22 protein-coding genes and 3 other annotated features are annotated in these 21,268 nt (G+C 45.9%); of the genes, 4 read left to right on the top strand and 18 right to left on the bottom strand.

Translation table 11 applies throughout. The features are described from left to right. Nucleotides 1–21 precede the first annotated feature (21 nt). The 3 genes from ACQXR1_RS00735 to ACQXR1_RS00725 all read right to left on the bottom strand — a co-directional run bounded on the left by ACQXR1_RS00735 (nt 22) and on the right by ACQXR1_RS00725 (nt 1,774). Nucleotides 22–444, bottom strand: a complete 423-nt coding sequence (locus ACQXR1_RS00735; protein ID WP_430771560.1) for a hypothetical protein — start codon at nt 442–444, stop codon at nt 22–24. Nucleotides 445–582: 138 nt separating this feature from the next. Further along, nucleotides 583–1,101: a YwhD family protein gene (locus ACQXR1_RS00730; RefSeq protein WP_014665777.1), complete on the bottom strand. Its 519-nt coding sequence runs from the start codon at nt 1,099–1,101 to the stop codon at nt 583–585. Nucleotides 1,102–1,114: 13 nt separating this feature from the next. Beyond that, nucleotides 1,115–1,774 carry a site-2 protease family protein gene (locus ACQXR1_RS00725; protein WP_014665778.1) on the bottom strand — a complete coding sequence of 220 codons (660 nt, stop codon included), beginning with the start codon at nt 1,772–1,774 and terminating at the stop codon, nt 1,115–1,117. A 108-nt stretch (nt 1,775–1,882) separates the two neighbouring features. Here ACQXR1_RS00725 and ACQXR1_RS00720 point away from each other — a divergent pair, with 108 nt between their 5' ends. Further along, nucleotides 1,883–2,071 (top strand): 2-hydroxymuconate tautomerase, encoded by a 189-nt coding sequence (locus ACQXR1_RS00720; RefSeq protein ID WP_040081512.1) that lies wholly within the window; start codon nt 1,883–1,885, stop codon nt 2,069–2,071. A 42-nt stretch (nt 2,072–2,113) separates the two neighbouring features. On the opposite strand, the gene ACQXR1_RS00715 is transcribed toward ACQXR1_RS00720, so the two are convergent. The 7 genes from ACQXR1_RS00715 to ACQXR1_RS00685 form a co-directional block, all read right to left on the bottom strand. Then, on the bottom strand, nt 2,114–2,533 hold the full coding sequence (locus ACQXR1_RS00715; RefSeq protein WP_003242889.1) for a MarR family transcriptional regulator: 420 nt from the start codon (nt 2,531–2,533) through the stop codon (nt 2,114–2,116). A 119-nt stretch (nt 2,534–2,652) separates the two neighbouring features. Then, nucleotides 2,653–4,569 carry a threonine--tRNA ligase gene (gene thrS, locus ACQXR1_RS00710; RefSeq protein WP_430771559.1) on the bottom strand — a complete coding sequence of 639 codons (1,917 nt, stop codon included), beginning with the start codon at nt 4,567–4,569 and terminating at the stop codon, nt 2,653–2,655. Nucleotides 4,570–4,622: 53 nt separating this feature from the next. Beyond that, nucleotides 4,623–4,844 (bottom strand) — a binding site (T-box leader). A gap of 31 nt (nt 4,845–4,875) precedes the next feature. Further along, nucleotides 4,876–5,097: a binding site (T-box leader), on the bottom strand. A 33-nt stretch (nt 5,098–5,130) separates the two neighbouring features. Beyond that, nucleotides 5,131–5,364 (bottom strand) — a binding site (T-box leader). 54 nt (nt 5,365–5,418) lie between these two features. Further along, the gene (locus ACQXR1_RS00705; RefSeq protein WP_095431141.1) at nt 5,419–6,819 is read right to left on the bottom strand and encodes an MFS transporter; all 1,401 of its coding nucleotides are present in this window, start codon (nt 6,817–6,819) and stop codon (nt 5,419–5,421) included. Beyond that, nucleotides 6,816–7,286: an Rrf2 family transcriptional regulator gene (locus ACQXR1_RS00700; RefSeq protein ID WP_095431140.1), complete on the bottom strand. Its 471-nt coding sequence runs from the start codon at nt 7,284–7,286 to the stop codon at nt 6,816–6,818. Before ACQXR1_RS00700 ends, ACQXR1_RS00705 begins: the two co-directional genes overlap by 4 nt. 111 nt (nt 7,287–7,397) lie before the next feature. Beyond that, nucleotides 7,398–7,898: a YwgA family protein gene (locus ACQXR1_RS00695; RefSeq protein WP_040081509.1), complete on the bottom strand. Its 501-nt coding sequence runs from the start codon at nt 7,896–7,898 to the stop codon at nt 7,398–7,400. Nucleotides 7,899–7,933: 35 nt separating this feature from the next. Beyond that, nucleotides 7,934–9,235 carry an HD domain-containing protein gene (locus tag ACQXR1_RS00690; RefSeq protein ID WP_014665786.1) on the bottom strand — a complete coding sequence of 434 codons (1,302 nt, stop codon included), beginning with the start codon at nt 9,233–9,235 and terminating at the stop codon, nt 7,934–7,936. Nucleotides 9,236–9,396: 161 nt separating this feature from the next. Next, complete coding sequence (locus tag ACQXR1_RS00685; RefSeq protein WP_003222050.1) at nt 9,397–9,621, bottom strand: DUF1450 domain-containing protein; 225 nt, start codon at nt 9,619–9,621, stop codon at nt 9,397–9,399. Between the two features lie 214 nt (nt 9,622–9,835). On the opposite strand from ACQXR1_RS00685, the gene rsfA reads away from it, so the two are divergent. Continuing rightward, nucleotides 9,836–10,615 carry a prespore-specific transcription regulator RsfA gene (gene rsfA / locus ACQXR1_RS00680; RefSeq protein ID WP_014665787.1) on the top strand — a complete coding sequence of 260 codons (780 nt, stop codon included), beginning with the start codon at nt 9,836–9,838 and terminating at the stop codon, nt 10,613–10,615. Nucleotides 10,616–10,758: 143 nt separating this feature from the next. Here the strand turns inward: rsfA and ACQXR1_RS00675 are convergent, their stop codons facing one another. The 4 genes from ACQXR1_RS00675 to pta form a co-directional block, all read right to left on the bottom strand. Then, nucleotides 10,759–11,649 carry a carboxylate/amino acid/amine transporter gene (locus tag ACQXR1_RS00675; protein WP_306289372.1) on the bottom strand — a complete coding sequence of 297 codons (891 nt, stop codon included), beginning with the start codon at nt 11,647–11,649 and terminating at the stop codon, nt 10,759–10,761. Nucleotides 11,650–11,818: 169 nt separating this feature from the next. Beyond that, nucleotides 11,819–12,664 carry an octanoyl-[GcvH]:protein N-octanoyltransferase gene (ywfL, locus tag ACQXR1_RS00670; RefSeq protein ID WP_069150524.1) on the bottom strand — a complete coding sequence of 282 codons (846 nt, stop codon included), beginning with the start codon at nt 12,662–12,664 and terminating at the stop codon, nt 11,819–11,821. A gap of 47 nt (nt 12,665–12,711) precedes the next feature. Beyond that, nucleotides 12,712–13,611, bottom strand: a complete 900-nt coding sequence (gene cysL, locus ACQXR1_RS00665) for a cysJI operon transcriptional regulator CysL (RefSeq protein ID WP_014665792.1) — start codon at nt 13,609–13,611, stop codon at nt 12,712–12,714. A 145-nt stretch (nt 13,612–13,756) separates the two neighbouring features. Next, nucleotides 13,757–14,728, bottom strand: a complete 972-nt coding sequence (pta, locus tag ACQXR1_RS00660) for a phosphate acetyltransferase (protein ID WP_014665793.1) — start codon at nt 14,726–14,728, stop codon at nt 13,757–13,759. A gap of 269 nt (nt 14,729–14,997) precedes the next feature. On the opposite strand from pta, the gene hemQ reads away from it, so the two are divergent. Further along, a complete protein-coding gene (gene hemQ / locus ACQXR1_RS00655) occupies nt 14,998–15,762 on the top strand; it encodes a hydrogen peroxide-dependent heme synthase (protein ID WP_243571626.1) in 765 nt (254 codons plus the stop codon). A gap of 132 nt (nt 15,763–15,894) precedes the next feature. Beyond that, nucleotides 15,895–16,674 (top strand): NADPH-dependent reductase BacG, encoded by a 780-nt coding sequence (gene bacG, locus ACQXR1_RS00650; protein WP_151257546.1) that lies wholly within the window; start codon nt 15,895–15,897, stop codon nt 16,672–16,674. Between the two features lie 12 nt (nt 16,675–16,686). Here bacG and bacF read toward each other — a convergent pair whose 3' ends face one another. Genes bacF through bacC form a run of 4 tightly spaced genes read right to left on the bottom strand, consistent with a single transcriptional unit; the run spans nt 16,687 to nt 21,266 of the window. Next, a complete protein-coding gene (gene bacF / locus ACQXR1_RS00645) occupies nt 16,687–17,886 on the bottom strand; it encodes a transaminase BacF (protein WP_430771558.1) in 1,200 nt (399 codons plus the stop codon). Next, the gene (gene bacE / locus ACQXR1_RS00640) at nt 17,887–19,071 is read right to left on the bottom strand and encodes a bacilysin exporter BacE (RefSeq protein ID WP_040081505.1); all 1,185 of its coding nucleotides are present in this window, start codon (nt 19,069–19,071) and stop codon (nt 17,887–17,889) included. Then, complete coding sequence (bacD, locus tag ACQXR1_RS00635) at nt 19,068–20,486, bottom strand: alanine--anticapsin ligase (RefSeq protein WP_071581879.1); 1,419 nt, start codon at nt 20,484–20,486, stop codon at nt 19,068–19,070. Before bacD ends, bacE begins: the two co-directional genes overlap by 4 nt. Before the next feature lie 18 nt (nt 20,487–20,504). Next, nucleotides 20,505–21,266 carry a dihydroanticapsin 7-dehydrogenase gene (bacC, locus tag ACQXR1_RS00630; protein WP_430771557.1) on the bottom strand — a complete coding sequence of 254 codons (762 nt, stop codon included), beginning with the start codon at nt 21,264–21,266 and terminating at the stop codon, nt 20,505–20,507. Nucleotides 21,267–21,268: the final 2 nt, after the last annotated feature.

Here is a 21,268-nt window from a genome sequence, read left to right as displayed (position 1 = left end):
CCCGGCTTCTCGGAGGCCGGGTTATTCGTATGGTTCGTTCATAATCCATGGAAGCAATGTGATGCAATCGAGCTGAACAACCGGTTTTGGGAATCCATCGGGAATAAAGTGACCATCTCTCGGCAATTCAAATGATAACGTCCAGTTACGGTCCGGGTCCCATTCTTTTTTCCCTTCTATAATACGTCCGACAATAAAATAGCTGGCCATATAAAGATGCCGATCACCCTCAGGGCCAAATTCATTAATATCCGGACAAACTGACGGCTGAAGGCCTAAATCTTCAAAAATCCGCACCTTATCAGGCGGCAGTGTTTTCATCACTTCCCTGTAATTTTGACAGAGCAGACACTCACACATATCAATTTCTTTCTCATACTGCTTTCTCGTTTCTTCCACGTCGGCTTTTATCAACCAGTCGCCGACTCGAATGGTTTCGTACATCATATCCCCCTAAAAATGAAAAACCCCGAGTCTTGTTTCGGCTCGGGATTTTCCATGTCCTATTTCTGTATCACCAGTTTACTCAATGTTCACGAAAAATATCTCAAATATTCTAAAAGTTCACAGAAAATTCACAAATTAATTGTCTTCCGGAAGCAGGCTCGTTTTTAACTCATCTGAGGAACGGTCCCATAGGCCCTGATCATGCTTTTTCAGAAATTCGCCTAGTACACGCTTCGAGCTGTCGTCCATTTTATCAACGATGATTTTCCGTTTCATGGATTTATCCATCAGATTCACATGCTCAGGCAGTGACTTGTAGCCTCTTCTGATGCTTCTGTCGACCGTCATTTCACAGGCTGTTACCCCTGCGTAATAAGGGCCCTCTTCTCTTCTGTCAATCGTCACCCACACAAGCCAGTAGGGTTTGCCGTTTGGAACATCTTCCTTATTAGGCAGAAATTTAATTCCTTTTTCAACGGTGCTGCGGGCATGCATGGCACCGATGTCTACGAACGCTTCTTTTTCCTCTACATCGACGAACACGGGAGAAATGTTATCAAGGCTGAGTGCCCCTACGCCAAAACCGCCGTGTCCGTCAGTCGGATCACTTTTGATAATATTAAACCCGATTGATTTTTTCTTTTTTTCTTCCATGAAGTTCTACCTCCTACAAAAGCGGTTGAAATATCGCTGAAAACAGCTTTAAAATCGAATCTCTTCCTGCATTAAGCAGCGGCCACAGCACGTAAGATCCGAGCGGTGTCACAAACAGAACCAAAAACACGATAAAGCCGTAGTTCTCCGCTTGCGTCATTTTGGCACGCACGCCCGGCGGAACGAGATCTTCTATAATTCGATAGCCATCGAGCGGAGGAAGCGGCAGCAGATTAAATAAAAACAAGACAAGATTCAGCTGTATCCAAATAGAAAAAAACTGATCCAATCCCGTGCTGAATGCCGCAAGCATTTCCATTCCGTACGCATGCATCAACACTAACAAAAAGAAACCGATAAAGGCAAGAATCAGGTTACTGACAGGCCCGGCTATAGATACGAGCACACCGGCAAGCCGGGGTTTCTTAAAGAAACGGCGATTAACGGGAATGGGACGCGCCCATCCAAAGCCGGCCACCAAAATCAAAATGGTACCGAACGGATCAAGGTGCTTAATAGGATTCAGCGTCAGTCTTCCTTGTTTTTTCGCCGTATCGTCACCAAATTTGTATGCGACATAAGCATGGGCAAGCTCATGCATTGTAAACGACACAATTAGCGTGATGACGAGGTATGGCATTAAAGACAACGGATAATATAAAAAACGGTCCAAGTGAGATATCCCTCTTTCTCAAAATGCAAGAATTTACTTTATTCAGTATACTATAAGAAGCCTCTTTTTCTAAAGAGAGGAAACGAGATAAAGGAGGATTCAGCACACATGCCATACGTAACTGTCAAAATGCTTGAAGGCCGTACAGACGAGCAAAAACGCAATCTTGTTGAGAAAGTAACAGAAGCCGTAAAGGAAACAACCGGCGCTTCTGAAGAAAAAATTGTTGTCTTTATAGAAGAAATGAAAAAAGACCATTATGCCGTTGCAGGCAAACGCCTAAGCGATATGGAATAATCTCTGTAAAGCCGGCGCTTCGCGCACCGGCTTTTATTATCCCTATTGAGCCAGCTTCGCAATAATCGCCAAGAACGTCTTCTTCTCTTCGGCTGTTAAACGTTCAAACATCCCGTCAATCAGCTGCTGGCGGTTTTCAATCATTTGTTCAGCCGCTCCCCGGCCCGATTCAGAAAGCGTAATCCATACAGTGCGGCGGTCATTATTATTTCTGGATCTCTCAATAAACCCTTCCTGCTCTAAATGATTCAGAGCTGTAGTCGTGGCAGAGGGAGACAGTGTGACCTCCTTCAAAATATCCTTTATGGTGCAGCTCCCATGTCTGTATATGATCCGCAGAATAAATCCTCTTACATTATTCACGTGTTTCGGAACGGTGGCTTCATCTAATTGCTTCGTGCTTTTCAAATATTTTGTAAGTGCGTGATCCAGCAAATTTGCTTCCAGTTTGTCATGGTCCATGTCAATTTCCCCATTTCGAGATGCATTCATAACATACGAACGATATGATTTACTTATTATTTTACTGATTCCGAATAGGGAAAGTCAAAAAAGCAAAATGTGAATTCACAGCTTTTATCCTACATGCCTCGATTTTCCACCTGTTTCACAAGCTTATCTTTGAATGTCTGAAAAGAAACGTGTTCATTCTGCTGATGTCCGAATTGGCGGACGTTTACCGCATTCTCCTGCTCCTCATGATCTCCAAGCACCAGCACGTACGGGATTTTCTGCATCTGCGATTCTCTGATTTTATAGCCGAGCTTCTCATTGCGCTCATCAATGCCTGCTCTTATCCCCGCCTGGTTCAGCTCCGCCTGCACCTTTCTGCAATAATCCAAGTGTACGTGCGAAACCGGTATGATTTGAACCTGAATCGGTGCGAGCCAGACTGGAAAAGCCCCGCCGTAATGCTCAATCAAAATACCGAAGAAACGGTCGATCGAGCCGAAAACCGCTCTGTGGATGACAACGGGACGAACCTTTTCATTGTGTTCGTTGATATATGCTAAATCAAATTTTTCCGGCATTTGAAAATCAAGCTGAATTGTCGCACATTGGTGGCTCCGTTTTAGGGCATCTTTTATGTGGAAATCAATTTTTGGCCCGTAAAACGCCCCATCGCCTTCATTGATCTCATAAGAGAGGCCAAGCTCCTCAAGGACGCGTGCTAAGGCACGCTCCGACGCTTCCCAAAGGCTGTCATCGCCTAATGAATCCTCCGGGCGAGTCGAAAGCTCAACTGAATACTCGAAACCAAATGTCCGATATACCTCATCAATCAGCCGAATCGCTTCTTTGATCTCACTCTCAATCTGATCCTCCCGAACGAAAATATGGGCGTCATCCTGACAGAACGTCCGAACGCGAAGCATTCCGTTTAAAGCCCCGCTGTATTCATGGCGATGCACCTGTCCGAATTCCGCCATGCGAATCGGCAGATCCCGGTAAGAATACAGGCTGTTTTTAAAGATGAGCATGTGGCCCGGGCAATTCATCGGCTTCATTGCGAACCTTGTATCATCCACTTCTGAGAAGTACATATTGTCGCGATAATGATCCCAATGGCCTGACTGCTCCCATAACCGCTGATTCATCATAAACGGCGTACGCACCTCATCGTAGCCGGCATTTGTTTGCAGTTCACGCGAGAAGCGTTCCAGCTCATTGCGGACAATCTGCCCTTTCGGCAAATAAAACGGCATCCCAGGCGCTTCTTCAGAAAACATAAACAGCCCTAACTGTTTGCCAAGCTTGCGATGGTCTCGTTTTGCCGCTTCTTCCAGCATATGCAGGTGCGCATCCAAATCTTTCTTCTTTTGAAACGCAACCCCGTACACCCGCTGCAGGACTTCATTTTTGCTGTCTCCCCGCCAATAAGCGCCTGATACTCTTGTCAGTTTGAACGCCTTGATCATTCCTGTAGAAGGAAGATGCGGCCCGCGGCACAGGTCAATGAATTCTCCTTGCTGGTACAGCGTGAGATCCTCCCCGTGCGGAATATCCTTTAAAATCTCAAGCTTAAGCCGCTCGTCTTTTTGTGCAAACAGCTCTTCAGCTTTTTCGTAAGAAACCTCTATACGTTTGATTTCAAGGTTCTCATTTATAATGTGTTTCATTTCTTTTTCGATAGCCTCTAAGTCTCCTGATCCCAAGCTTTTCTCCAGCTTCATGTCATAGTAGAAGCCGTCTTCAATCACAGGCCCTACCCCCAATGACACTTCGCCGTACAGCCGTTTTACTGCTTGAGCCAGCACGTGCGCTGATGTGTGGCGAAGCACCTGCAAGCCTTCTTGTGAATCGAGTGTGACAATCGAAAGCTCAGCATCCTCCTCCAGCTTGAAACTGAGATCAACAAGCTTGCCGTTGACCTGACCTGCAGCCGCCTTCTTTTGCAGACTGGAACTGATCGAACCAGCTACTTCCTTGATTGTGATGCCTTTCGGATATTCCTTGATCTGTCCGTCCGGAAGCTGAATGTGTACATGTTTACTCATTTTAAAACACTCCTTATTCATTGTTGTATATAAAAAAACACACCCGTCCCGCAGATAGGGACGAGTGTGTCATTAACCCGTGGTTCCACCCAAGTTCCCGACAAACGCGATGTTGTCGGCTCGGTGCTGTAACGCGGCATAGACGGCATTGGATACTTTAGTTCCCCAATGCTGCTCCAAGGCGGTAAATGATATTCCTAAGCTGGGAAGCTCTCACCTTTTCTTCCCTCTCTGAAAACCGTAAAAATCATTCATGTCCTTTTCATCGCATATATTCAATTCATAAAAAAACACACCCGTCCCGCAGATAGGGACGAGTGTGTGATTAACCCGTGGTTCCACCCAAGTTCCCGACAAACGCGATGTTGTCGGCTCGGTGCTGTAACGCAGCATAGACGGCATTGGATACTTCAGTTCCCCAATGCTGCTCCAAGGCGGTAAATGATACTCCTAAGCTGGGAAGCTCTCACCTTTCCTTCCCTCTCTGAAAACCGTAACTATCATTCATGTCCTTTTCATTGCATGTATTCAATTCATATAAAAAAACACACCCATCCCTCTAAAAGGGACGAATGTGTTGATCATCCGTGGTTCCACCCAAATTCCCGATCAATTCAATTACACATGGTGATCGGCTTGAAGATGCTGTAACGCAGCATGACGGTATCAGATACTTGTTTTCCCCGATACGGCTCAAAGGCGGTAAGCTGCTTTCTCTGCGTTAGGAAGATTTCAGCTGTCCTTCCCTCTCTGGAAACCGTAAAAAGCATCTCATGTCCTTATCAGTGCCTGTTGTTTCAATAATTTTTTATATCTTACTATATATTCCCACAAAGCGCAATCAGTGATTTACATTTTTTCTGACGCGGCAGTCCCGTTATGGGCAGCCAGAAACAGCCATACAAGCAATGCAGCGAGGCTGTACGCCGCCCCCATCATCAAAAATGTAAACCCGGCACCGGCGTACCAAGTGGCGGACAGATGAATGATCACCCCGGTTATCGCTACGCCGACCAAAGCTCCGATTTGCCGGTTTGCATTTAACGCCGCACCGGCAATGTTCGCATGCCTTTGCCCGGCAGCCTGCATGATCACAGTTGTCATGGCAGGAACTGTAATACCGGTACAGAGGTTCATGACAGACATCAAAACCGCCAGCTGCCAATAAGGAAAATCCGGAGAAATCAGCACAAACAACAGCAATGCAATGATACAGCTGACCGCCATTGAGACAAACATAAGCTGCCCGGCTTCAAATCGATTCGCCAGACGGGCGAACAGCAGATTGCCGATCACGAAGACCGCCATCATCGGCAGCAGCTCAACTCCGGCCATGAAGGAGTTTGCGCCTCCTGCTTCCTGCAAAAAAAGACTCATCATAAACATGCCGCCAAAAAGAGCAAAATTCAGCAAAAACCCGATAAATTGGGCCGCTGAGAAACGGCCGTTTTTATATAAGGACGCCGGCAGGATGGGTGTTTTCGCAGAAATTTCCCGCAGCAAAAACAGCACAAATGTCAAAATCGCTGCAGTACATGCTAGAAGAATCACGGGCGAGCGCCAGCCCGCTGAAGGCCCCTGTATCAATGCATAGGAAAGAAAGCCGAGAGCCATCATGCCAAGCAGATGCCCGGTGATGTTCACGCGGCCGGTTTTTCCCGGGACGCGGCTGAGAATTCGGTAAGCTGAAATGAGCGCGGCAGCCCCCAACGGCACATTGATCAGAAAAATACTCTGCCAGCCTGCCAACTGTACCAGCATACCCCCAATAAAAGGCCCAAGGGCTGAAGCAGCAGAAACAAGCGCGGCCCACAGTCCAAACATTCTCGCCCGCGCCCGTTCATCAGGGTAAGAGGCAGCCAAAAGACTGAGTGAGCTTGGCATAAACAAGGCTGCGCCAATTCCCTGTATAAGACGTCCGGCAATCAGCATCTGCCCATTAAAGGATGCAGCGCATAGACAAGAGGCGAGAACAAAAACAGCTAAACCCAGGATATAGATCGCCTTCGATCCGAAACGGTCGGCCAAGGCTCCGCCCGCCAGCAGAAGTGACGCAAAAGTAAGAATGTACCCGTCCACAACCCACGTTACACCTGAAAGTGACATTGAAAGAGTGTTTTTCATATCCGCCATCGCCACATTCACAACGGTTACATCAAGAGTAGCCATGAGAAAACCCAGAGCGAGCACGATCAGTACAGATATTCCTGTTGATGAATCTGTTTTGTGTAAAGATCCGCTGTTTTTCATTGCAATTGCCCTTTCATTTGCTCGTTTATCCAATCATCTATTTTTTCAAGATCATACAATTCCCCGACTCTGTCCATGACATGCTGCAAGGACTCTTCTTTCATGAGATTGGCCCATTTATCCTCGATTTCCGCCATGACTGTCTCCAGCACACAGTTTTCACCCTCGAATACAGATTGCAGCAGACCTTTTCCCTGATACATCGAACCTCTGCCTTCGACCGCTTGATAAATATCATAAAGCGTAATGTCCGCCAAAGGCTTCGTTAGGGTAAAACCGCCCTTCGTCCCTGGCAAGGATTCTGCCAAACCTGCTTGAACCAATGTTCTCATCAGCTTCTTCAAATAAGACGGAGACACGCGCAATCGCTGGCTTATTGCCTCTGACGTCAAAGAAGCCTGTACAGGCAGCCGTGACAGTAAAAGCAACACAGAAACCGCCTGCTCCATCCCGGATTTCATTTTCATCATACACACTCCCGATTCATTATGGATAACTATTATCCACAATAGATCCCTTAGCGGCTTTTGTCAATAAAAAAAGCAAAAGAAACGGTTCATTTCTTTTGCTTGGTATCCTTAACAAATCTGCTTCAGTTCCTCGATGTATTGAAGCGCTTCGTCATATTCTTCATTTGTATATTTTTGCTTGCTTTTGATTGTAAAGACTTTTTCTTTCTTTTCCTCATCCTCAAGCCCGTCAAAGTAAAGGATCGTGGAAACCAGCTCTAAAAACCGTGATGAACGGCTGTTTACACTGTCGATATAGCCTTTCATATCCGGCATGTTCAGATCAGCATGGTCTAAAAATGCGGAGCCTGTCTCAGTAAGCGAATACCGGTATTGAAAGTAGCCGCCCTTTTTTTCCTTCACCTCATGCAGAAATCCAAGGTTGCACAGCTCTTCAATCTGGAGCGTCAGTTCCTCTGAATATGGTCCGTAAAAGTGAAAATCATATTTCTCATAGAAAGGAAACTGCATTTTCTTGGCGATATAAATCATTTTCTGCAGCTTCTTTCGCCCGATGATTTCTCCAGAATCCGAGAACACCTTCATCAGTTTTGCATGTTCTTTCAACAAATTCCCGACATCTCCTTTTTCCTTCTTTCCAATTTCTATGTCAGTCCCAGCAGCTGCCGGATTTTCATTTTCGCTTCCGGATGTTTAGAGCCGTCACAAATCAAGTCCTTTGGATAGTACAGCTTGTGGTCCGTCCGCCGTTTACCGGAGATGGATTCCACAATAGCCGACTGCCTGGACAGCTCTTTAATTTGGCCGTTTTGCGTCAAGAGATGGATCGGCAGACGCTCCTCTTCCTCTCCCGGCCGGTAAAAATCGTATGGCAGATCTGAAGAAGAATCAACGACCAAATAATAGCTCGGATCGATCCCCGCCTCTTTGAACAATGACGTCAGCTCAAAATAAGCCGACATTTCTTCATTCGGATTGAATTCAACGTATTGGAACAGCTGGCGGTTAATGAATCTGCGGCACAAGTCGGATAAAATCGCGTCTTCTTCATCCTCCCAGGCCTGGAAATAATACAAAATAATAGATTCATCCAGCTTTACATAATCCTCCAGTGTCAATTTCCCTTCAAAAATAGAATAGAAATGAACCGGAGCGTGAGTGAAGACATAGCCTTCATCGTGCAGCTGCTTCGCCCTGTGAAGAATCTTCGTTAAAATGACCTCTGCACTTCTGGTCACAGGATGGAAATAGACCTGCCAGTACATTTGGTAACGGCTCATGATATAGTCTTCGACAGCATGCATTCCGCTTTCTTTAATGACGATCTGATCCTCGCGCGGCCGCATCACCCGAAGAATCCGCTCCATATCAAAATGGCCGTAGCTGACGCCCGTATAATAGGCGTCACGCTGCAGGTAATCCATCCGGTCTGCGTCAATTTGACTCGAAATGAGGCTGACCACTTGCTTGTTTTTATATGTTTTGGCAATGACTTCAGCAACATCCTGGGGGAAATCCGGGCTCACCTTTCTGAGCACCTGGTTAACCTCCGTGTCTCCCAAAATGATACCTCTTGTAAAATCTTCGTGGTCAAGGTGAAAGACCTTTTCAAATGAATGCGAGAACGGCCCGTGCCCGAGATCATGAAGCAGCGCCGCGGCCAAACAGAGTTCGCGCTCACTGTCATCCCATTCAGGGCGGCCTTTAAAGACGTCATCAACCATTCTCCTGACAATTTCATAGACACCGAGAGAATGGTTGAACCGGCTGTGCTCAGCCCCATGGAACGTCAAATAGGTCGTGCCGAGCTGCTTAATTCTGCGGAGACGCTGAAATTCACGGGTTCCGATCAAATCCCATATCAGCTTGTCCCGAACATGAACATAGCGGTGCACCGGATCTTTAAACACTTTTTCTTCTGATAATTTTCCATTTGGATACGCCATCGTCATTCCCTCTTTTTTTTAGCCGTGTTTCTATTATATCGACTCTATTCTTTGAAAACATCCTTGAATTTGCCCGGCGATTTGTTCCATCTTCATGAAAAACACATCTTGTGAAGCAAAAAAGCCTGACCTGAGGGCCGAGGCTAAGAAAAAATATGTTTTTACTTTTTTATTTTCTTTTTTACTTTGTCAATCAGCTCATCCTCTGTCGGAGCTGACAGCGGGCGATTGTTCACAAAAGCAAATGATTTTTTCCGTCCGGGCCCGCAATAAGATTGGCATCCTACCTCAACCTTTGCGTCCGGGTCCACTTCTTTCAAACGCGGCAGCAATGTTTTGATATTAGTGGCTTGGCAATCATCACACACTCGAAATTCATTAGCCATGACGTACGCTTCCCTTCATTTCTATGTTCATCTATGTGAATAACCTAAAATCACGTTTCAAAAAAAATCACATCACTCTTCATTTTACAAGGATTCGACTGTTCCTGCAAGCAGCTCCATCCTTCGTATCTCCTATTCTTTCAGCCAATTTGTATAAATATTTTCCAACCTGGACATTCTAATACCATGAAAAGAAAAATGGGAGTTGAGATAAATGACAAAACAACGACAAGACGCTTGGTCAGAGGAAAACGATCTGCTTTTAGCCGAAACAGTGCTTCGGCATGTGAGAGAGGGCAGCACTCAATTGAATGCATTTGAAGAAGTCGGCGATAAATTAAACCGGACATCCGCAGCCTGCGGATTCAGATGGAACGCGGTGGTCCGCCATCAATATGAAAAAGCGCTTCAGCTTGCGAAGAAACAGCGAAAACAGCGGATGAGAGCGCTCGGAAACGGGCAGCCTGCGAAAAAAAGATTATTATATCAGCCTCCTGCCGTTGATCCTGAAATCATTCAAGAAACCGCTGCAGAGGAACCAGTCAAAACGGATGCACCATCTGCCGAAAATGAGCAGCAGCCTTTAATGTCTGGCGAACATATGCCTTTTGTTGATGAAAGCTTTAAGGAAGAGTTAGCTAGTCTATCACACTTATTGTCTCCTCAAACGCCTGCAGCTGCGCCTGAGATGACGATGAATGATGTGATCCGCTTCCTGCAGAATTACGAAGGCAATAACGAGCAATCATCAGCATTAAAAATGGAAAATGAACGTTTAAAGAAAGAAAATCAGGAATTGCAAAGCAAAACAGAGCAGCTTGAGGCAGAAGTTCAAAAGCTTGAAAAAGACCAAAAAACGATCCAAGAAGATTATGAAACCTTGGTGAAAATTATGAACAGAGCCAGAAAGCTAGTTTTATTTGAAGAAGATGAACATGCCTCTCCGTCCTTCAAAATGGACAGGAACGGCAATTTAGAAAAGTTAGCGGAATAACAAAGTGAAATCCCAAAACGGGCAGCGGTTTTGGGATTTTCGCCATGTACAAAATCCCCTTTTCTATTGAGAAAAGAGGATTTCCTCATTTTGCAGCCGGATCAGCTATTCTTGTAAAATGAGGCCAAGCTTATGTGAATCTATTAAGACATGTGAGCTGCCTCGGCCGTTTTTTGTTTCCGAGGCGCAGCAGAAATGACCAAAAGCCCCAGCATCATAAGCGCAATGCCCAGCCACGAGGAAGGCGAAAGCATTTCCCCTATGAAAAACACACCAAGCAATGAAGCCGTCAGCGGTTCAGCTAAAGACAGCGTGACCGCCGCCGAGGCCGGAACCCCGGTAAGCCCTTTCGCAAACAAAAAATATGCGGCACATGTTGCAATTAACCCGATGTAAAGGCTCGTTCCCAGTCCTCTAGGGGTCAATATCCACGAGATATCTGACTGCCATAGTAGCGGCGTCAGCAAGATGGCGCTGATCATAAAGACAACGGCGGAAGTCGCTCGCGGAGGCTGGGTTTTCATCATCGCTTTACTGATGAGTGTATAGCCCGCAAAAGAAGCACCTGCTCCAAGCGCCATAAGAACACCACCCACATCAATCCGAACATTGGAACTGTCGGAAAAAAGAAGCCAGCAACCCGCTAAAGCCAGCACGGTCGCAATCCACCAGGAGTTTCGCGGGCGTTTCTTCAATACGGCCCACTCAAGGCTCCCGGCAATGATAGGCGCACTGCCGATGGCAATCACAGTTCCCACCGCAATTCCCGTTTCTTTAACAGCTGTGAAAAACAGCGGCTGGTAACACGCCATACACACAGCGGCTAAACATATGAGCGGCCACGACCAATTTTTCACGTGAAGCTCCCGGCTGATCCAAACCGCAAGCAGCATGGCGCTTCCTCCTATTAATAACCTGAACGCTCCAAATGCCAGCGGTGTGGCGCTTTCTGGAGCCAACGCCTGAACGGTTCCCGTGGTTCCCCAGAAAAAAGCCGCAATCAATACAAAAAGGCTGTAAATATTCCCTTTCATCTGCCTCTCCCCTTTAATATGGATGCTGATGTCATTTTATCGTTTTTCTATTTGTCACAGTTATCTGTATGTAAGAAGGATTTATCTGAAAATAAGATCTTTGGGGGAAAAAATGCCACTTGAGATAAAAAATGCATGCCGGCATATACAGCCGGCATGCGAAGAATGTTCACCCAAATACCTTTGCATTCCGTTCAGCCATCCGGACGAGGTTTTTCTCAAATTCCATTTCCTCGTCAATGGACAGGCCCGCTGCGTATAGATGGGTGCTTAACGCTTTTAGTTCTGTCAGTAAAGCGAACATTAAGTCTTGTACGGAGATGTCTGTTTGCAGAAGCTCACTTAAGGACGCCATCGTTTCTGGACGTATTTCCGGATAGACGCCTTTTTTATCATTTTCTTTATCCTTCAGCGCCGCTAGGTAGAATCGTCTGATCAAGTCGGCCCTTTCACTGCCGCTTTTATCCGCGCAGAGATAAATTTGAACAGCGACTCCGCCGCGAACGCGTCTCTGGGAGATGCCGGCGAACTTTTTGCCATTTATGCTAAGATCATAGCTGCCGGGACAATAAGACCCTTCAATTTCATAGGCTTCGATCTTTGCGTTGTACGGTTTCAGCATTCGTCTCATCAGCTCAACCATCGCTTCATATCCTTTGTCTATATCGATGCCTTTCTTTTCGTCCTCGAATATGAGAGAGATATTTAAAACACCTTCATCCAATACGACAGCAAGACCGCCGGAATTGCGTACGATCACACGGTATCCTTCACTCTCCAGCAAGGAAATGCCATCCTGCAAAAAAGGGAGGCGTGTATCCTGTATCCCGAGGACAATCGTATCGTGGTGCACCCATGAGCGCGCTGTCGCCGGCGACACGCCTTTTCCGACAGACATGCACAGCGTATCATCCATTGCGAAGGATTGCTTCGCATCAAATAAAGGGCCGAGACTGGATTGGTCAATGACTCTCCATTTCGGCTGCATCAGTAAATCAATCGGTTGGTTTGCCATCTATGTAAAACCCTTTCATGTTAGGCTTATGAACAAAAACTATTATATCATTTCAGTCGCTGCGATTGATAATTGCTTTTCAGCATCGTAATAAAAATTTCTTTGTTTTTGGTATTCTCCATGAGAGGAGAATGGATGTAAGACAGTTTGCGCTTTAACGAGAAATCTTTAATATGCAGAATTGAAATGTCGCGGTGAATCAAATCCTTATGGAGCACGCTTCTGGATAGAACCGAGAGTCCCATGCCGCTGATCACCGCTTCCTTTACACCTTGGTTGCTGCTGATGGTGAACATTGATTTCGGCCGAAGTCCATTTGAACTGAGTACATGATCGAGAAATTCTCTCGTCCCGGAGCCTTTCTCTCTTGTCACCCACGCTTCGTTTTGCAAGTCGCTGATTGAAATATCTCTTCGTCCGGCCAGCGGGTGCTGATTTGGAGCGGCAATGCACATTTCGTCCTCCATGAACGGCTCAATTTCCAGCTCATTCTCGTTTGTATGTCCTTCGATCAGCCCGATATCAGCCTGAAGCATCCGCACACGCTCGCTGACCTCCTCTGTATTGCCAATCATGACATCGAGATTCAGCTCTGGATACAGCTTTTGCAGCTGGGCCAATAGCGGCGGGAGAATATACTCTCCGATTGTAAAGCTTGCAGCGATTTTCAATTCACCCTTCACATAGTGATGATGCGCATAGATTTCAGCCTTGGCTTGTTCGTAGAGAAACACCATTTGCTTTGCTCTTTGATATAAAATGTCTCCTGTCGGCGTTGTCGTAAAGTGTTTTGGCGACCTGTTCAGAAGAGCCGTTTGAAATTCTTTCTCAAGATTTTTGATATGCAGACTGACGCTGGGCTGGGAGATCATCAGCTTTTCCGCCGCTTTTGTGAAGTTTTTTTCTTCTACCACCGCTATAAACGTTTTCAGCACGTCGTAATACAAAAACCCCACCCCTGTCATTAATGAAATATATGGTTATGATTAGTTTTCTTTATTGTACTCATATCATCCGTGTTGGTAAAGAAGGCTATACGGAAGCGCAAAAAAGGCAGCCCTCAGTCGAGAGCTGCCATCGTCTTCATTTTTATTACAGTGCTTGCACCGCTGTAATTAATGCGAGATTGTAAACATCTTCAGCGTTACATCCTCTTGAAAGGTCGTTCACAGGCATATTTAAGCCTTGCAGGATTGGTCCTACCGCTTCAAAGTTGCCCAATCGCTGAGCGATTTTATAGCCGATGTTTCCTGCTTCAAGGCTTGGGAATACGAATACGTTAGCGTCCCCTTTGATCTCGGAATCCGGCGCTTTTTTCTCAGCTACAGATGGAACAAATGCGGCATCAAATTGGAATTCGCCGTCAAGTGTCAGTTCAGGCGCTTTTTCTTTCGCGATTTTCACAGCATCCGCTACTTTTTCTGTTTCATCAGATTTTGCTGAGCCTTTTGTAGAGAAGCTGAGCATTGCCACGCGAGGCTCAATGTCGAACATTTTTGCCGTGTTGGCACTTTCAATCGCAATCTCGGCAAGATCTTGGCTGTCAGGCGCAATGTTGATCGCGCAATCTGCGAATACGTATTGCTCTTCTCCGCGAGCCATGATGAACACGCCGGAAGTCTTTTTCACGCCTTCTTTTGTTTTGATGATTTGAAGAGCCGGGCGGACAGTGTCAGCAGTTGAGTGAGCAGCTCCGCTTACAAGTCCGTCTGCAAGGCCTTTATACACCAGCATTGTACCGAAGTAGTTCTCGTCTAATAATGCTTTACGAGCCTGTTCTTCAGTCGCTTTGCCTTTGCGGCGTTCTACGAATGCTTGTACAAGGTCTTCCATGCCTTCATATGTATGAGGATCATAAATCTTAACGCCGTCCAGCGTAAGGTTCAATTCTTTTGCTTTTGCTTGGATCTCATTTTCATTGCCGATCACAATCGGATTCAGCACTTTGTTTCCTGCAAGCTTGCTGACCGCTTCTAAAATACGCTCGTCTAAGCCTTCAGGAAATACAATTTTAACGTCTTTTCCAGCTACCTTTTCTTGCACTGTTGAAAATAAATCTGCCACAATAAAACCTCCTCAAAAAGTTACAAAAACGCTTTCTTTTACTAGCATACTCTTCTTCCAATCAAATTCAAACAGCCAACTTTCATTATAGCGCTTTCATAAAAAAATCTTATTTTTCTAACTAATTTAAGTGACTCAATCTTCCTTTATAGGTTCTTCTATTTTGATGGAGTTATACGGAAGGGATGTTCAAGGTTTCTCCACAGTAGAATCGGATAAACTATGGTATAGTGAAGGCAATCATGAAAAGATAATAGGAGTGAAGATAAATGAGTGAACAGCAAATGACGAATGAAGCGGCGAAAACGCTTGACGGCTGGTATGCGCTTCATGATTTCCGCACAATTGACTGGACTTCCTGGAAGCTGCTGTCCAGCGATGAGCGCCAATCTATCATACACGAATTCACCGGGTTGCTTGAAAAATGGGGCGTAGCCCAAAAAGAAGGAAAAGGGTCGCAAACTCTTTACAGCATCGTCGGCCAAAAAGCTGATTTTATGCTGATGATCCTTCGTCCTACAATGGAAGAATTAAATCAGATTGAGCTTGAATTCAACAAATCAAGACTTGCTGAGTTCACCATTCCGGCATACTCCTACGTATCAGTGGTAGAGCTTAGCAACTACTTGGCAAGCGGTGACGGCGATCCTTACGAAAATCCGCATGTGCGCGCGCGCCTTTACCCTGAACTGCCGGAATCTAAATATGTATGCTTCTATCCAATGGATAAAAGAAGATCCGGCAATGACAACTGGTACATGCTTTCAATGGAAGAACGCAGAAACTTGATGAGAAGCCATGGCTTAATCGGCCGCAGCTATGCGGGGAAAGTTAAACAGATCATCACCGGCTCTGTCGGCTTTGACGACTACGAGTGGGGCGTTACATTATTCAGCGATGATGTCCTTCAATTCAAGAAGCTTGTGTATGAAATGCGTTTTGACGAAGTCAGCGCCCGTTATGGCGAATTCGGTTCATTCTTTGTCGGCAATCACCTTTCGCTTGATACACTTCCTCAATTCCTATATGTATAATATCCCCTCCCGCCCTATCCGGCGGGAGTTTTTCAATCCACCTTTATCAGAATTTAAATAAAATTTGCTATTTTCTCCGTTTTTTCTTACGATGTAGGTAATAATCCAATTTTTTCAAAGGGGTGCAGTGATTTGTCAAAACGAACCGCATTTGTTATGGGAGCCAGTCAAGGGATCGGGAAAGCAATCGCTCTGAAATTAGCAGACCAGCATTTTTCCCTCATCATTAATTCGCGGCATTTAGATAATATTGAATCTGTCAAAGAAGATATTTTGGCCAAGCATCCTGAGGCGAGCGTCATTGTCCTTGCGGGGGATATGTCTGACCAGCATACGAGGGCAGGCATTTTTCAGGAAATCGAATCTCAATGCGGACGGCTTGATGTTCTGATTAATAATATCCCAGGGGGAGCGCCTGACACATTTGATAACTGCAATATAGAGGATATGACAGCCACGTTCACACAAAAGACCGTTGCCTATATTGACGCTATCAAGCGTGCTTCCTCACTGATGAAACAAAATGAGTTTGGCAGAATCATCAACATTGTCGGAAATCTGTGGAAAGAACCCGGGGCCAACATGTTCACAAACAGTATGATGAATGCCGCTTTAATTAACGCCAGTAAAAACATTTCCATCCAGCTTGCTCCTCACAACATTACAGTCAACTGCCTGAACCCTGGTTTTATCGCTACGGACCGTTATCATCAATTTGTGGAAAATGTGATGAAAAAAAACAGCATATCCAAACAGGAAGCAGTGGAACAGATCGCTTCGGGGATTCCGATGAAACGGGTCGGATCAGCCGAAGAAACCGCAGCGCTCGCCGCGTTTCTTGCCTCTGAGGAAGCCTCCTACATCACAGGACAGCAAATTTCCGCTGATGGCGGCAGCATGAAAAGCATATAAAAAACATCCCGCTTAGCGGGATGCTTCTTGTAATGACCCGAACGGCAGGTTCAGTTTTTGAATCCGCATGACAAATTCCCGCAGATCCTCCTGCTTCGACACCATTGAGATTCTGACATGCCTTTTTCCGTTGCTTCCGAAAATTTCGCCCGGTGTGACTACGACATGGGCATGCTCCAGCAAGTAATCGGAAAATTGGTGAGATGTCTCAAACGTATTCGGAATTTCAGCCCATACGTAAAAGGTTCCTTTTGGCTTCTCCATCTTCCAGCCCAATTCCTTTTCGCAAAGCGCCGTAAAAAAGTCAATTCGTTCTTTATAAATTCGTTTCAGCGATTCCGTTTGCTCCGGATCTCCGGAAAGCGCCGCACTCGCCGCCTGCTGCAGCCCGCCGAACATGCCGACAAATACATGATCCTGAAATTCATTGACGGCCTGAATGATCTTTTCATTTCCAACCGCAAACGCCATTCTCCAGCCTGCCATATTAAATGTTTTTGAAAATGAATAAAGCTCTGCTCCGACAGCCTTGGCATCCTCTGCCTCAAGAAAGCTGGCCGGTTTTTGATCGAATTCAAACGCCCCGTATGCAAAGTCATGAATCAAATGGATATGATGCTCTTTCGCAAAAGCAGCCGCTTTTGCATAAAAAGCCGCATCAGCCACAGCTCCAGTGGGGTTGTTGGGATAGTTTAAAAACATAAGCTTCGCTTTTTCCAGCACGGCTGGATCAATCTTTTCAAAATCCGGCAGATAGCCATTTTCTTCATACAGCGGCATTTCGTAAAGCTCAGCTCGCGCCATCGTAATCCCTGATAAATATTCAGGGTAGCCTGGATTCGGGACTAAAGCGATGTCTCCCGGATTGAGCAGGCATTGTGTCAGCACATACAAACCGGCTTTCCCGCCTCCGAAAAGGGCGACCTCCGTTTCAGGATTGATTGTCACGCCGTATTCTCTTTTATAGAAAGCAGCGATTGCTTCCTTCAAAAAAGGATAACCTCTGAATGGGCCGTATCCATGAAACGAAGGATTCAGAGACGACTCCCGCAAAGCCTCGACGATATGCGGCGGAGTGGGAAGGTCAGGGTTTCCTTGTCCGAGATTAATGATGTGGGCCCCCGTTTTTTCCAATTCCTTTACCTTTTGAAAAACGAGAGAAAACTCCTGCCTTGGAAGTGTCTTGATGACATCGGACGGTGTTATTTCCATCTAAAAGACTCCTTTTTGCTCCGTTTTATTATCCCGTTCCAAAAACGATTTGTTAACAAGCTTCGTATGCAGAAACAATCCGCATACAATCACAACAATCAGCCCCATAATGACCGGAGCGCTGAAGACGTTGATTAACATTGAACCAACAGAAATGCATAATCCGATAGACGCTTCGGCTACTGAAAAAATGCGCCCTTGAATCTGGTTTGCCGCATTCTCCTGAACCTTCACCTTTGCAAGCACTTCCCCGTATTCCATCGCGATGAAAAAGAGGATCGCCGCGATGATAGAAACAGCGAATATCGGCGTGAATAAAAACAGCGCCAGCGAAACAATCGATAAAACGGTAAAGTACGTCAGGCCTCTATTGTTGTTAAAGCCCCATTTGCTGACAAGCGCCGCCCCGATAAAGCCGCCGAAGCCAATGCAGAATGTGAGGATAAAGTTGCCGATTTCCCCATCACCAAGAAAGCGGCTGACAATCGGAAAATAGCTGTACACAATTCCCCACAGCACAGCCATTGTAATCATCGTAAACATGGCATTTAATACGAATGCATTGCTTTTGATTTCCTTGAGTCCTTCTTTAAAAGACTGAAAGGCCTCTTTGATGTTTTCAGATTGAATCGGCACAAATTGCAGTTTGATACGGCTGATAAAAAATGCCGAAATCAGGTATGTCACACCGTTAAAGGCCACAGCCAGCTCCACAGATCCGCCTAACAGAAAGAGCCCTCCGGCAGCCGCCCCGACGATAATGGAGATGGTTGTCGCTTTTGCAAATAACGTGTTGATGCTTTTAATATCTGATTCCAAGGACGACATGACAGCAAGACGGGCCGGATTAAAAAACACGCCGCTTCCATAAGAAATAAACAGCAGAGCCAGAAAAATGAGGGGATATTCGCCTTTTGGAAGAAATGTGAGCCCCAAAAAAATGATGCCTCTGATAATATCCGTCCACAGCATGATCTTAATTCTGTCTAGCCGGTCGACCAGAACCCCTAAAAACGGCTGGAACACCATCGGAATGCTTCTGACCACGATGACCCCGGACGTCACCCAATAATCGTGATAATATGTAGACAAAATGAGCAGGGCTGGGAGAACACAATAGTCTCCCATAAACGACAGCGCCTGCCCGTAAAGCAAGTACTTAGAGTTTGGCTTCAGCTGTTTCATACTGGCAGCACATACTTTGCCGTCAGCTTTGCATGCTGCTGAATTTGTCTGATTGATTCAGCCACATCCTGTGAATTGCTCCCTTTCAGTTCAAATGCAGCGATGGAGTTGAAAGCTTCGAACAGTGTCAAATCAACTGAAGTTCCTGGTGCTGCGGCCGAAAAAGAAACGATTTCAGTATCCCCTTTTAAAAGCCCGTCAGGCAGATCGATCGCTTCAATGACCAAATCCTCAGCGGTTTCTGGAATCTGGCCATTTTGTTTGAAATGCTGCGGGTACAAATGGCAGTCGGCAACATAGTATGGCTCTTGATCCAATAATCCGTCAGGCAGATCGGCGTCTTTTCCGAAACAAAGGACATCTAATAATAATTGCGCCATATCAAGGCCGAAAACCTTTTTAATATTAGGGATCATATTCCAGCCAGCGAATCTGGCTGCCGATTCAATTAAACCCGGTTCTCTGTTTTTCATTAGCTTGATCTCTGTATGTGTTGCGCAATTTTGCAGGCCAAGACCTTCATTTGCCTTTTTGGCGGCTTCGACAATTTTCTTTTTCGCCTCTTCATCCAGAATGGATGGCGTAATGTGGGATGTTTCTGTAAATCCGATTTGCGGCGTTTTGTCATGAATGGCGATCGGGAAATACTCACCGTCGGCCATGATGCCTTCGATGCTGATATAGTCGGAGTACCCTTCTGTTTGATACCAGTCTCCATACTCACCCTGTAAAAATTCTTCAGCGATAAACGGCGCTTCAAACGTAACCGCCTTTGGCACGTTAATCGACTTCAGATAGTCATTGACTCTGTTAAATTCTGCTTCTGCCGTCTCAGTGTCCGTAATCAGCGTGACGCCGATTGAACTCGCTAAGTATGTAGGCTTTAAAATAAGAGGTGTGCCGATCTCTTCAAGTGCGGCACGGAAATCCTCAAGAGTTGTAACACGTTTGTTTTTGATTGATTTGACGCCAGCCTTATTAAAAGCGTCTCTCATTTTATTTTTATCTCTGGCATTTTCGGCTGCCTGCACGCCGGCACCTCTCAGGCCCAGACGTTCACAGGCTTTCGCCATCGGGGCAATGAATAATTCATTGTTTGTTGTGATGGCATCCACCCCAAACATTTCGGCAACCTTGACGATTTGCTCGACCACCTCTTCTTCAGGCTTGTCATGGTCCTCATGCGCCCAATAAATGGAGTCAGGATGCTCAAAATCAGCTAAACTCTTAAAATAGTCTTTATCTTTTATGACCGCGACCGAGTATTTTTCAATCAAAGCTGCGTGGGAGGCTGTAATTGCAAAAGGCCTTGGAATAAAGCTGACCAGGTTATATTTTTCAGCAGCACTTTTATAAAACATGTGCGGCGGGCAGCCTCCAAGATCAGCAATGACCAATACTGTTTTTCTCTCCATATGTAAAACACTCCTTCTCTATTGTGCGGTGTATCCTCCGTCTGCGGTGATGGCGCTTCCGGTCATATAGCTTGATAAATCCGAGGCTAAAAACAGCATCACATTTGCGATTTCTTCGGGTTTCCCCAGCCTCAGCAGCGGATTTACCTTTGCCTTTTCTTTTTTGATCTCTTCAAGTGTGCCTTCATTATTTTCAAGGAATGATTTTTCATTCAGCGGTGTGTCGATAATCCCCGGGCATACGCAGTTCACGCGAATTTGATGCTTCGCATAATCAACGGCCATTGATTTAGTCAGCTGCAAAACGCCGCCTTTGCTGGCATTATAGGCAGGAATATCAGGCCATGCCACGAGTCCGCCGACTGAGCATGTATTAATGATGTTGCCCTTGCCGGCAGCCAGCATATGCTTGAGTGCGTGTTTGCTCATTAAAAACGTGCCGGTCAAATTGACTTGCAGCACCTTGTTCCAATCGCTGAGCCCCATCTCGTGAATGGGCGCCACGATTTCGATGCCTGCATTATTAATCAATACATCCAGCCCGCCAAATGTATCGACCGCCGATTCAACAGCGTGCTGACAGGCAGCTTCGTCTGTAATGTCCGTTTGCACAAAGTGCAGCCTGTCATTATTTTCTTTCCGTACCATTGCTTCTCCCTGCTTCTCGTCAATATCCGCCACAACCACATTGGCCTGCTGGTTCAAAAAAGCCTGAACCGCCGCATAACCAATCCCTGATGCGCCTCCTGTTATGAGGACGGTTTTATCGGTGAGGTTCATGA

This window comes from Bacillus sp. ATD, assembly GCF_050585765.1.
In the GTDB taxonomy this organism is placed as follows: domain Bacteria; phylum Bacillota; class Bacilli; order Bacillales; family Bacillaceae; genus Bacillus; species Bacillus stercoris.
Note: the sequence above shows the minus strand (reverse complement) of the source record. Positions and strands in the feature narration are given on the sequence as shown.

Coding starts and splice junctions, on each gene's coding strand:
- ACQXR1_RS00685 (WP_003222050.1), bottom strand. CDS start 9,621: ATGGCTAATGAATTTCGAGTGTGTGATGATTGCCAAGCCACTAATATC.
- rsfA (WP_014665787.1), top strand. CDS start 9,836: ATGACAAAACAACGACAAGACGCTTGGTCAGAGGAAAACGATCTGCTT.
- ACQXR1_RS00690 (WP_014665786.1), bottom strand. CDS start 9,235: ATGGCGTATCCAAATGGAAAATTATCAGAAGAAAAAGTGTTTAAAGAT.
- ACQXR1_RS00700 (WP_095431140.1), bottom strand. CDS start 7,286: ATGAAAATGAAATCCGGGATGGAGCAGGCGGTTTCTGTGTTGCTTTTA.
- ACQXR1_RS00715 (WP_003242889.1), bottom strand. CDS start 2,533: ATGGACCATGACAAACTGGAAGCAAATTTGCTGGATCACGCACTTACA.
- hemQ (WP_243571626.1), top strand. CDS start 14,998: ATGAGTGAACAGCAAATGACGAATGAAGCGGCGAAAACGCTTGACGGC.
- ywfL (WP_069150524.1), bottom strand. CDS start 12,664: ATGGCAAACCAACCGATTGATTTACTGATGCAGCCGAAATGGAGAGTC.
- thrS (WP_430771559.1), bottom strand. CDS start 4,569: ATGAGTAAACATGTACACATTCAGCTTCCGGACGGACAGATCAAGGAA.
- bacD (WP_071581879.1), bottom strand. CDS start 20,486: ATGGAGAGAAAAACAGTATTGGTCATTGCTGATCTTGGAGGCTGCCCG.
- bacC (WP_430771557.1), bottom strand. CDS start 21,266: ATGAACCTCACCGATAAAACCGTCCTCATAACAGGAGGCGCATCAGGG.
- ACQXR1_RS00705 (WP_095431141.1), bottom strand. CDS start 6,819: ATGAAAAACAGCGGATCTTTACACAAAACAGATTCATCAACAGGAATA.
- ACQXR1_RS00720 (WP_040081512.1), top strand. CDS start 1,883: ATGCCATACGTAACTGTCAAAATGCTTGAAGGCCGTACAGACGAGCAA.
- bacE (WP_040081505.1), bottom strand. CDS start 19,071: ATGAAACAGCTGAAGCCAAACTCTAAGTACTTGCTTTACGGGCAGGCG.
- ACQXR1_RS00675 (WP_306289372.1), bottom strand. CDS start 11,649: ATGAAAGGGAATATTTACAGCCTTTTTGTATTGATTGCGGCTTTTTTC.
- ACQXR1_RS00735 (WP_430771560.1), bottom strand. CDS start 444: ATGTACGAAACCATTCGAGTCGGCGACTGGTTGATAAAAGCCGACGTG.
- bacF (WP_430771558.1), bottom strand. CDS start 17,886: ATGGAAATAACACCGTCCGATGTCATCAAGACACTTCCAAGGCAGGAG.
- ACQXR1_RS00730 (WP_014665777.1), bottom strand. CDS start 1,101: ATGGAAGAAAAAAAGAAAAAATCAATCGGGTTTAATATTATCAAAAGT.